10 protein-coding genes are annotated in these 9358 nt (G+C 75.8%); 8 read left to right on the top strand and 2 right to left on the bottom strand.

Going from position 1 to position 9358, the window contains the following annotated elements:
- From ACW0Q9_RS25870 to ACW0Q9_RS25860, 3 genes are all read left to right on the top strand, one after another.
- On the top strand, positions 1-693 hold a 693-nt coding region (locus ACW0Q9_RS25870), incomplete at its 5' end, for a hypothetical protein (RefSeq protein ID WP_456185609.1).
- A complete protein-coding gene (locus ACW0Q9_RS25865) occupies positions 690-1274 on the top strand; it encodes an FHA domain-containing protein (RefSeq protein ID WP_456185608.1) in 585 nt (194 codons plus the stop codon). The genes ACW0Q9_RS25870 and ACW0Q9_RS25865, both read left to right, overlap by 4 nt.
- Positions 1275-1329: 55 nt before the next feature.
- Positions 1330-1812 carry a hypothetical protein gene (locus ACW0Q9_RS25860; RefSeq protein ID WP_456185607.1) on the top strand — a complete coding sequence of 161 codons (483 nt, stop codon included), beginning with the start codon at positions 1330-1332 and terminating at the stop codon, positions 1810-1812.
- Here ACW0Q9_RS25860 and ACW0Q9_RS25855 read toward each other — a convergent pair.
- Positions 1785-4169, bottom strand: a complete 2385-nt coding sequence (locus ACW0Q9_RS25855; RefSeq protein WP_456185606.1) for a glycoside hydrolase family 65 protein — start codon at positions 4167-4169, stop codon at positions 1785-1787. The genes ACW0Q9_RS25860 and ACW0Q9_RS25855 overlap by 28 nt on opposite strands.
- 136 nt (positions 4170-4305) lie before the next feature.
- Here ACW0Q9_RS25855 and ACW0Q9_RS25850 point away from each other — a divergent pair, with 136 nt between their 5' ends.
- Positions 4306-4935 (top strand): phosphatase PAP2 family protein, encoded by a 630-nt coding sequence (locus ACW0Q9_RS25850; protein WP_456185604.1) that lies wholly within the window; start codon positions 4306-4308, stop codon positions 4933-4935.
- A gap of 15 nt (positions 4936-4950) precedes the next feature.
- Here the strand turns inward: ACW0Q9_RS25850 and ACW0Q9_RS25845 are convergent, their stop codons facing one another.
- Positions 4951-5724, bottom strand: coding sequence for a prepilin peptidase (locus ACW0Q9_RS25845; RefSeq protein WP_456185603.1), 774 nt, complete (start codon positions 5722-5724; stop codon positions 4951-4953).
- A gap of 589 nt (positions 5725-6313) precedes the next feature.
- On the opposite strand from ACW0Q9_RS25845, the gene ACW0Q9_RS25840 reads away from it, so the two are divergent.
- From ACW0Q9_RS25840 to ACW0Q9_RS25825, 4 genes are read left to right on the top strand one after another with little or no spacing between them, the layout of a single operon-like run.
- Positions 6314-6880 (top strand): hypothetical protein, encoded by a 567-nt coding sequence (locus ACW0Q9_RS25840; protein ID WP_456185601.1) that lies wholly within the window; start codon positions 6314-6316, stop codon positions 6878-6880.
- Entirely contained in the window at positions 6874-7812 is a 939-nt protein-coding gene (locus ACW0Q9_RS25835) for a hypothetical protein (RefSeq protein ID WP_456185599.1), read from the top strand. Before ACW0Q9_RS25840 ends, ACW0Q9_RS25835 begins: the two co-directional genes overlap by 7 nt.
- Positions 7809-8471: an SAF domain-containing protein gene (locus ACW0Q9_RS25830; RefSeq protein WP_456185597.1), complete on the top strand. Its 663-nt coding sequence runs from the start codon at positions 7809-7811 to the stop codon at positions 8469-8471. The genes ACW0Q9_RS25835 and ACW0Q9_RS25830 overlap by 4 nt, the downstream gene beginning before the upstream one ends.
- Complete coding sequence (locus ACW0Q9_RS25825) at positions 8471-9304, top strand: ParA family protein (protein WP_456185595.1); 834 nt, start codon at positions 8471-8473, stop codon at positions 9302-9304. The genes ACW0Q9_RS25830 and ACW0Q9_RS25825 overlap by 1 nt, the downstream gene beginning before the upstream one ends.
- Positions 9305-9358 lie beyond the last annotated feature (54 nt).

Below are 9358 nucleotides of genomic sequence, written 5' to 3'. Positions count from 1 at the left end.
CTGCCCGAGCGGGTGGAGCTGGGCGAGCTGACCCTCTACGCGGAGTCGGCGGAGCGGCTGGTGCGGGTGCGCAACCGCAGCGACCACCCGGTGACCGTGCGCGGGGTGACGCTGGCCGGCCCGTCCCGGGGCGACCTGCGGATCGTCGCGGACGGGTGCGCGTCGCGCCGGCTCGACCCGGGGGCCGGGTGCGAGGTGGGGCTGGTCGCCGCGCCCCGGATGGCCGGCCCGGTGCGGGCGGTGCTGGAGCTGACCGTGGCCGACCGGCGACTCACCACGACGCTCGCCGGGACGGCCGCGCCGCGCCGGGCCAGCCAGGACGACGCGCCGCCGGGCCGCTGCTACGCCGATGCCTACCAGATCGGCGCCTCCGCCTACGGGCACGCGGGCGGCCTGCGCGCGATCTCGGTGAAGCAGTACTGGTCGCCGAGCTGCCGGGCCGCCATGGCGTACGTCTGGGTGTGGAAGCAGTACCGGGACAACGTGTCGACCGGCGGCGGCACCTGGACCGTCGACCTGGCGGTGCGGGCGGGCGGGCCACGGGCGCGGCAGCGGGCCACCGGCCAGCCGTACGAGCTGTGGACCGAGCCGTGGCCGTCGGCGGGGCGGTGCGTCACCGCCACGGCGACGGTGACCGTCACCCGCTCCGCCGCCGTGACCACGGCGACCACCGAGCCGTGGTGCGACCGGTGACCGGCGGCTGGTTCGAGGTCCACGGCACCGGCCCGGTGCGGCTCGTCCCGCTCAGCGTGGACACGCTGACCATCGGCCGTGCCCCCGGCAACGAGCTGCCCATCGACAGCCGGCTGGTCTCCCGGCTGCACGCGCTGGTCGAGCGCTTCCCGTCCGGCTGGATCATTCGCGACCTGGGCAGCACCAACGGCACCACGGTCAACGGGGCCCCGCTGCGCGAGGCCCGCACCCTGCGCGACGGCGACCGGGTGGAGGTCGGGCCGGCGCGGCTGGTGTTCCGGGCCCCCGGCCAGCTCACCGGCACGAGCACGGTCGGCGTCGAGCCGCCGCCCGCCCCGCCGGCGCTGACCCGCCGGGAGCGCGAGCTGCTCGGCGCGCTCTGCCGCCCCTATCTGGTCGGGGGCGACACCTTCCCGGAGCCGCCGGCCGTGCGGGTGCTGGCCGGCGCGCTGGGCGTCAGCGAGAGCGCGGTGAAGAAGCACCTGACCCGGCTCTACGACAAGTTCGGCCTGGTCAGCAACGACGACCGGCGCCGGTCGCGGCTGGCCGCCGAGGCGGTCCGCCGGGGCGCGGTGGGCTGACGCGAGGCCGTTCACCTGGTACGACGGTGGGACCAGCCGAGCCGAGGAGGTACCGATGACCAGTGGGCGGGAGACCGTGGAGGTCGACCCGGTGGTGTTCCGCGCCGTCTACGACTCGCCCGCCTCGCTGCCGGGCCGGCACCGCTGGACCACGCCGGAGTCGGACGTGCGCCGGCTGGAGAAGCTGCTGAACATGCCGGCGCGGAGCATCGGCGCCCCGTTGTGGGTCAGCGGCGACGAACCGGACTGTCCGAAGTGTGCCCGCCGGGTGAACTGGTACGACATCGTCTCCTCCGCCCTGCACGGGGTGCACGACCGGGGGATGATCGCGCGGGTCATCCTCGGCGAGCGCAAGTACGTCAACACCGAGGTGCCGGACGCCATCCCCGGCGTGCACTGCGCCGACTGCCGCACCCCGATCGAGGGGCTGCGCAGCTTCAAGTGCCACAACTGGGCGTACGCCTTCGAGGCGCTGGAGGAGATCGTCGAGCGGATGTCGGGCGTGCCCGGTCAGGCGGCGCCGCCCGCGTCCGCCTGACCGCGCCGGGCCGGCCGCCGGCTGGGCGGTGACGGCGGTTCCGGGCCGGGGTCCGGCACCGGCGGCATCGGCCGGCTGACCGGCGCCGCCCCGGTCACCCGGAGCTGTTCGCCGTGGTGCCACAGCTCGACGGCGTCGGCCGGGCCGGCGTCGGGCAGCTCGTAGCGGGCCGTGCCCGGGATCAGCGTGACCCGCAGCCGGTGCCCGTGCCAGCGCAGGTGGAAGGCGAGTCGGGTGATCCGGCGGGGCAGCCGCGGGTCGAAGGAGAGCACGCCCCGGTCGTCGCGCAGCCCGCCGAAGCCCTGCGCCACCACCAGCCAGGCGCCGGCCAGCGAGGCCAGGTGCAGCCCGTCGGCGGTCTTGTCGCCGAGGTCCTCGAGGTCCTGCAACGCCGTCTCGGCGAACAGGTCGTACGCCAGGTCGAGGTGGCCGACCTCGGCGGCGAGGATCGCCTGCGCGGAGGCCGACAGGGAGGAGTCCCGGACGGTCCGGGCTTCGTAGTACGCGAAGTTGCGGGCCTTCTCGTCGGCGGTGAAGTCGCCGGGGCAGCGCAGCATGGCCAGCACGAGGTCGGCCTGCTTGACCACCTGCCGGCGGTACAGCTCCAGGTAGGGAAAGTGCAGCAGCAGCGGGTAGTCGTCCGCTCCGGTGTTCGCGAAGTCCCACTCCGGCTGCTCGGTGAAGCCGGCCGACTGCTGGTGCACCCCGCGCTTGCCGTCGTACGGGACGTGCACCGCGTCGGCGGCGGCCCGCCAACCGGCCGCCTCGGCCGGGTCGACGCCGAGCCGGGCGGCCACCGCCGGGAGGCGCTCGGCGGCGTCGGCGGCGCCGCGCAGGTTGCGCCGGGCCATCAGGTTGGTGAAGAGGTTGTCGTCGACCAGCGCGGAGTACTCGTCGGGGCCGGTGAGCCCGGTCAGGTGGAAGGCGCCGGTGTCGGACCAGTGGCCGTACCGGTGCCAGAGCCGGGCGGTCTCCACCAGCAGCTCGACGCCGCACTCGGCCAGGAACTCGGTGTCGCCGGTGGCCGCCACGTAGCGCAGCACCGCGTCGGCGATGTCGGCGTTGACGTGCAGCCCGGCGCTGCCCGCCGGCCAGTAGCCGGAGCACTCCCGGCCGCCGAGGGTCCGCCACGGGAAGGTGGCCCCGGCCAGGCGCAGCTCGGCGGCGCGGTCCCGGGCCTCGGGCAGGTGCGCGTGCCGCCAGCGCAGCGCCGAGCGGGCCAGCCCCGGCGCGAGGTAGGTCAGCACCGGCAGCACGTAGCCCTCGGTGTCCCAGAGGACGTGGCCGTCGTAGCCGTTGCCGGTCAGCCCCTTGGCCGGGATGGTCCGGTCGCCGTCGACCCGGCCGGACTGGAGCAGGTGGAACACGGCGAACCGGACCGCCTGCTGGAGTTCCGGGTCGCCGTCCAGCTCGACGTCGGCGGTGGCCCAGGCGGCGTCGAGGGCGGCCCGCTGCGCGTCGAGCAGGGCGTCGAACCCCTCGGCCCGGGCCGCGTCGGCCTCCGCGACGACCAGGTCGGCCAGCTCGTCGGCCGGGGTGCCGTCGATGTGCGCGCACTCGTACGCGGCGAACTTGGTGATCCGGATCCGCTCCCCGGGGCGGAGCGGGCCGGTGACCGCCAGCCGGAACCGGTCGGGGCTCAGGGCGGTGTCGGTGGCGACCGTCGCCGGCGCGTCGACCCGGTGGGCGACCGCGACGGCGACCCGCTGTGCGCTGCGCGCGGTGCGGTGCACGAGCACGGCGTCGGTGCCGTCGTGCCGGCCGGTCTCGGCCGTGAGCGGGTCGTGGATCACCGAGGCGGCGCGCGGGTCGTCGGCGCGCTCCGGCACCCGCTCGTTGGCGAGCAGGTCGGCGGAGACCCGCACCTCGACCGGGCCGTCCAGCGGCTCGACGGTGTAGTCGACGGCGGCGACCGGCCGGCGGGGCAGCGAGACCAGCCGGGTGCTGCGCACCCGCACGCCCCGCCCACCCGGCGAAATCCACTCCGTCTCCCGGCGGACCACCCCGGCGCGCAGGTCGAGCTCCCGCTCGTGCCGCCGGACCGTCCCGGTCCGCAGGTCCAGCGGCTCGCCCCCGACCCAGAGCCGGACCAGCGCGGCGTTCGGTGCGCTGACCACCGTGTCGCTCTGTTCGGGAAAGGCGTAGCCGCCCTCCGGGTAGCTCAGCTCGCGCTGCTCGTGGAACCCGTTGAGGTAGGTGCCCGGCATCTCGTACGGCTCGCCCTCGTCGAGGGTGCCGCGCCAGCCCACCCAGCCGTTGCCCAGCGCGAAGATCGACTCGGTCTCGCCGAGCCGGTCCAGGTCCGCCGCGGTGCGGTGGATCCGCCAGCTCTCGTCGCCCTGGGGGCTGTGCGGCACGGGTCCTCCCGAGGTCGGTACGTCACGGCCACCGAATCAGGCCCGCCTGAGAGGCTCCTGAGACTTCGGTGCCCCGACAGTCATTCCCCCACCACCCTCCAGGTGAACGGAGTATGAACAGTTGGTGAGGTGATTCATGACCGACGCCCTGGTGACCGACGTTCCGGATGTCAGTGTCGACTGGTACCACGACATTGTCGAGTTCGCCGACCGCTCGCCGGAACCGGTGCACTGGTTCGCCGTGCACTTCACCGAGGGGGCGGTCGTCCTGCTCGGGGTCCTGCTGGTGCTGGCCGCGCTGGCCCGGATGGTCGGCGGCGACCTCCGGAGCCGGGCGCTCGCCCTGGCCGCCCCCGTCGCGGTGGTCTGCGCGTACGCCTCCAGCGAGGGGTTGAAGACCCTGATCGCCGAGGACCGGCCCTGCCGCAGCCCCGCCGACCTGGCCATCCTGGCCGGGCACTGCCCGCCGGCCGGCGACTGGTCGTTCCCGAGCAACCACGCCACCATCGCGGGGGCACTGGCCGCCACCGCGCTGCTGCTGCACCGCCGGATCGGCCTGGTGGCCGTACCGCTGGCCCTGCTGGCGGCGCTCTCCCGCACCTTCGTCGGCGTGCACTACCCGCACGACGTGGCCGCCGGCCTGCTGCTCGGCGTGCTGGTCGGCACCCTGCTCACCCCCGTGCTGGCCCGCCCGGTGGCCGACGTCCTGCGCCGGCGGGTCCGCCGCGCCGCCGACCGCCCGGCCGTCCGGCCCGCCCGGCGCTGACCCGCTCGCCGGCGCTCACGTCGCGAGGACGAGGGTGAGGGCGGCGCCCAGGATGAGGAACGGGCCGAAGGGCAGGTGGCTGGACCAGCGGACCCGGCGGGCCGCGAGCAGCGCCAGCCCGGCCACCGCGGAGAGGGTGACCGCCAGCACCAGCCCCGCCACCAGCACCGGCCAGCCGTACCAGCCGAGCAGCGCCCCGGCGCCCAGGGCCAGTTTGGCGTCGCCGAGGCCGAACCCGCGCCGGCCCAGCAACACCGTGGTCGCCGCGAAGCCCGCGCCGAGCGCGAGCCCGGCCGCGCTGGCCCGCAGCCAGGGCCCCGGACCGGGCCCGGTCAGGCCGGCCACCCCGAGCAGCGCCCACACCCCGGCCGCCGCCGGCCAGGTCAGCCGGTCGGGGAGCCGGTGCACCGCGGCGTCGACCAGGGCCAGGGGCACCGCCCAGGCGAGCCACCAGGCGACCGCCGCCCGCGCGCCGGGCGGCCCGCCGGTCAGCGCCACCGCCGCCACCGCCGCGACCAGGGCCACCTCGACCAGCATGGGCGCCGCGCCGACCCGCCCCCGGCAGGACGGGCAGCGCGCCGCCGGCCCGAGCGCCGGCAGCGGCCGGTCCAGGCCGATCGGCGCGCCGCAGCCGTCGCACCCCGCCCGGTCCGACGACCCCGGGGGTACGGCGTAGCGGGCGACCGCCAGCCGGAGCAGCGGTACGACCCCCAGGGCGGCCAGCAGCCGGACGACCGGACGGCGGGCGGGGACCGTCGGTGCCGCGGTGCGGACCCGTTCGGCGGTCACGCCGGCCCCTCCGGACGGTCGCGGACTGTTCCACTCTGGAGCACGCAGAGTGATTTTCGCTCCGCCGCCGTGTCGCGGATGGCGCGGAAAACGGCGTCCCGCCCGCGCCGGGCCGGGTCAGGACGACCGGGTGAGGGCGACCGGCGGCCGGGGCGAGGGCCGAGGGGACGGATCGGACCAGAGGGGCCGTTGCTCCGCAATCCGCTGCCCGGCGATCCGCGCCCGGGACGCCGGAGGTCGCGTGCGGGTGACCGCACTCCTGCCGCCGGCCGACCCGCCCTCGGGCCGTTCGTCGTCGTCCGGACACCCACCGATCGCCACCACCTGTCATCACTGAGAGTGTTCGAATTAATTGCCCCTGTTGCATCGGCGGACGTCAGCCTATGCTCGCCCCTTGGGTACGACGCAACCCCCGATCAATTGGCGTCGGAGGCCGACAGAGACATCACCATCCCCATTCTTTGAAGATCAGTACAGGTAAATGCAGCGGTAGCAGTCGTGGTCCGGCCGTACACATCCGGGCGCGATTCCGCATGCCCGGAGTGCGCCGACGCGACCACTCCGGAACGCCACCGAGGAGGGCCCGGCGTTGCGCACACGGCAATCCCGCCGATGGGAAACCTGCCTGCTCAGCCTTGCTCTACTGGCCGCGGCCGCCAGCTGCGGCACCGAGCCGGAGGCGGCGGCCCGCCCGTTGACCGGGCCCGCCGCGGCACCCGCCGCGCATTCCACCGCCGAGGAGGAAGCGGCCGGAAAAGCCGCGCTCGCCGCCTATTCCGGCTATCTCGACGCGTCCCGGGCGGCGAGCGCACGCAGCGATCCCGGCCATCCGGCACTGGCCCGATTCGTAGCGGATCCGCTGCTGACCCGGGTGCGGGTGGCAATTCGTGACGCGAAGGAGCACGGCGCGATGCGTACCGGAAGACTTATTTCCGATCCTTCCGTGGTCTCGGTCGACCTGGCCGCCGATCCGCCCACCGTGGAGATCCAGGACTGCCTGGACGGCACCGGCTACCGCCTCGTCTACGCCAAGGACCGCCGGATCGTCCCCGGCACCCGCGGCGGGCGCTACCTGGCCACCGCCACCGCCACCCGCTACCCCGACGGCCGGTGGCTCATCAGCGCCGGCGCCGGACACCAGGACCAGCCGTGTTGACCTGGGGAGGAAGGGGTGTCCCGGCCCGCCCGACCCGGGCCGGGACGCCCCGCCGGCTGCTGCTCACCACCGGCCTGGCGCTGCTGCTGACGCTGACCGGCGCGCCGGCCCACGCCGGTGACCCCGGCGGCGAGTGCCCGCCCGGGCAGGACGACTGCAACGTCTGGGACGACGAGCCCGGCACCCCGGGCGGGCCGGGCGGTGGCGGCGGCCCCGGCGGCGGGGACGGCGGCGCCGCCGCGAAGTGTCAGTGGAACGGCCGGGTCATCCCCTGCTACGACAACCTGCTCGGCTGGTTCAACAACGGCGACGGCTGCTACTACAAGCTGGCCGAGCCCCAGCCCGCCGCGCCCGAGGGCAAGCAGTGGTACGTGCAGACCTGCAACGGCGGTGACCTGGGCGCGCAGACCGTCGTGCTGCGCGACGGGCCACCGCCCGGCTACGGCGCGCCGCCCGACCCGGAGGAACTGGCCCGCCGGGCGCTGGCCTCGATCTCGCTGCTGCCGCCCCGGGTCGCGGTCGCGCCGAGGCGCAGCAAGGGCCCCGGCCTGGTCGGGCTGCCGGTGTGGATGTGGGCCAGCGGCGGCGCGTCCTACTTCGGGCCGCTGCGCGCCTCCGCCTCGGACCGCGGTCTGACCGTCGAGATCACCGCCCGGGTGACCCGGATCGTCTGGACCATGGGCGACGGCACCAAGGTCACCTGCACGGGACCGGGCACCCCGTACGCCGCCGACGGCCCCCGGGCCGGGCTGACCTCCCCCGACTGCGGCTACGACCGCGGTTACGGCAGGGCCGGCACCTACCAGGTCAGCGCCACCACGTTCTGGACCGTCGAGTGGTCCGGCGGTGGCGAGAGCGGCGAGATCGCCCAGAGCCGGGTCAGCGGCAGCGTCCCGGTGCAGATCAACGAACTTCAGGTGGTGACGCGATGAGTGTGGCGACGCGGAACGGCAGTCCCCTCGATGCGCCGGTGGCGCCGCCCAAGGTGGTCCGGCAGCGGCGGATCCGCCCCGGCCTGCTCGGCCTGGCCGTGCTGCTGATCGCCCTCGGCGGGCTGGGCGCGGCCTTCGCGGTCACCTCGGTCCGCTCCACCGGCAGCTACCTCGCGGTGGCCCGGCCGGTCGAGGTCGGCCGGCAGCTCACCGCCGGCGACCTGGCCCCGGTGCGGGTGTCCGGCGGGCGGGAGCTCCAGCCGGTGCCGGCAAACCGGATCAAGGAGGTGCTGGGCCTGCGCGCCGCCGTCCGGCTCACCCCGGGCACGCTGCTGACCCCGGCCCAGCTCACCGACGCGCCGCTGCTCGGCCCCGGGCAGCAGCAGCTCGCACTGGGACTGGAGCCGAGCCAGGTGCCCGCCCGCAAGCTGCACCCCGGCGACAAGGTCCTGCTGGTCAGCACCCCGGACACCAGCGCCGGCAGCGGCGACGCGACGCGCGGCGGCGGCACCCGGTTCGAGGCCACGGTGATCGACGCCGCGACGCCGGAGAACGACGACGTGGTCGTCTACCTGGCGCTGGCCGTCCGGGACGTGCCGGCCGTGGTGGCGCTGGCCGCGGACGACCGGATCGCGCTCGTGCTGACCGAGGCGGCCTGATGGCGGTCATCGCCCTGGTCTCGGCGAAGGGCTCGCCGGGTGTCACCACCGCCGCGCTGGCCGCCGCGCTGAGCTGGCACCGGCGGCTGGTGCTGGCCGAGTGCGACCCGGCGGGCGGCTCGGTCCTCGCCGGCTACCTGGGCGGGGCGCTCGACGGCCCGCGGGGGCTCGGCGAGCTGGCCGTCGGGGAGCTGCGGGACGGCAACCTGGAGAGCGCCTTCTGGTCGCAGCTCGTCGACCTGGACGCGCCGAAGCGGGAGCGGCTGCTGCTGCCCGGCGTCGTCGACCCGGCCCAGACGGGCAGCGTCACCCCGCTCTGGCAGCGCTTCGCCGACTTCTTCACCAGCCTGGAGCGGGGCGTCCCCCCGTACGACGTGCTGGTCGACTGCGGCCGGTTGCAGGTGGGCGGTCCACCGTGGCCGCTGCTGCGGGCCGCGGCGGTGGTGCTGCTGGTCACCCGGGCGCACCTGCCCGACCTGTCCGCCACCCGCGCCACGGTCCGGGCCATCGAGCGGGACTTCGCCGAGCACCGGGTCCCCCCGGGCACCCTGCGCCTGCTCGTGGTCGGCGACGGGCACGGCAGCAGCGAGATCAGCAAGGTGCTGCGGCTGCCGGTGATCGCCCGGCTGCCGCACGACCCGCGTACCGCCGAGGTGCTCGGCCACGGCGGCACCGTACGCGCCAACCGGCCGTTGATGCGCGCGGCCGGCCAGTTGGAGGTGCCGGTCCGGGCGCTGCTGGACCGGCGCCGCGCCCGGCTGGCCTGGCCGGGAGCGCCGGGCCCGCGCGCGGTGACCGCAACCGGCACGCCGGGGGTGTCCGGTGCGGTTTGAGCCCGTCTCCCACGACCCGCGCGGGCAGCAGCCCGGCGCCACCTCGACCGTCCC

This window comes from Micromonospora sp. I033 (assembly GCF_053890995.1).
Note: the sequence above shows the minus strand (reverse complement) of the source record. Positions and strands in the feature narration are given on the sequence as shown.

What these genes read in the sequence shown, in the direction of transcription:
- ACW0Q9_RS25860 (WP_456185607.1), top strand. Translation starts at nt 1,330, where the DNA reads ATGACCAGTGGGCGGGAGACCGTGGAGGTCGACCCGGTGGTGTTCCGC.
- ACW0Q9_RS25850 (WP_456185604.1), top strand. Translation starts at nt 4,306, where the DNA reads ATGACCGACGCCCTGGTGACCGACGTTCCGGATGTCAGTGTCGACTGG.
- ACW0Q9_RS25830 (WP_456185597.1), top strand. Translation starts at nt 7,809, where the DNA reads ATGAGTGTGGCGACGCGGAACGGCAGTCCCCTCGATGCGCCGGTGGCG.
- ACW0Q9_RS25825 (WP_456185595.1), top strand. Translation starts at nt 8,471, where the DNA reads ATGGCGGTCATCGCCCTGGTCTCGGCGAAGGGCTCGCCGGGTGTCACC.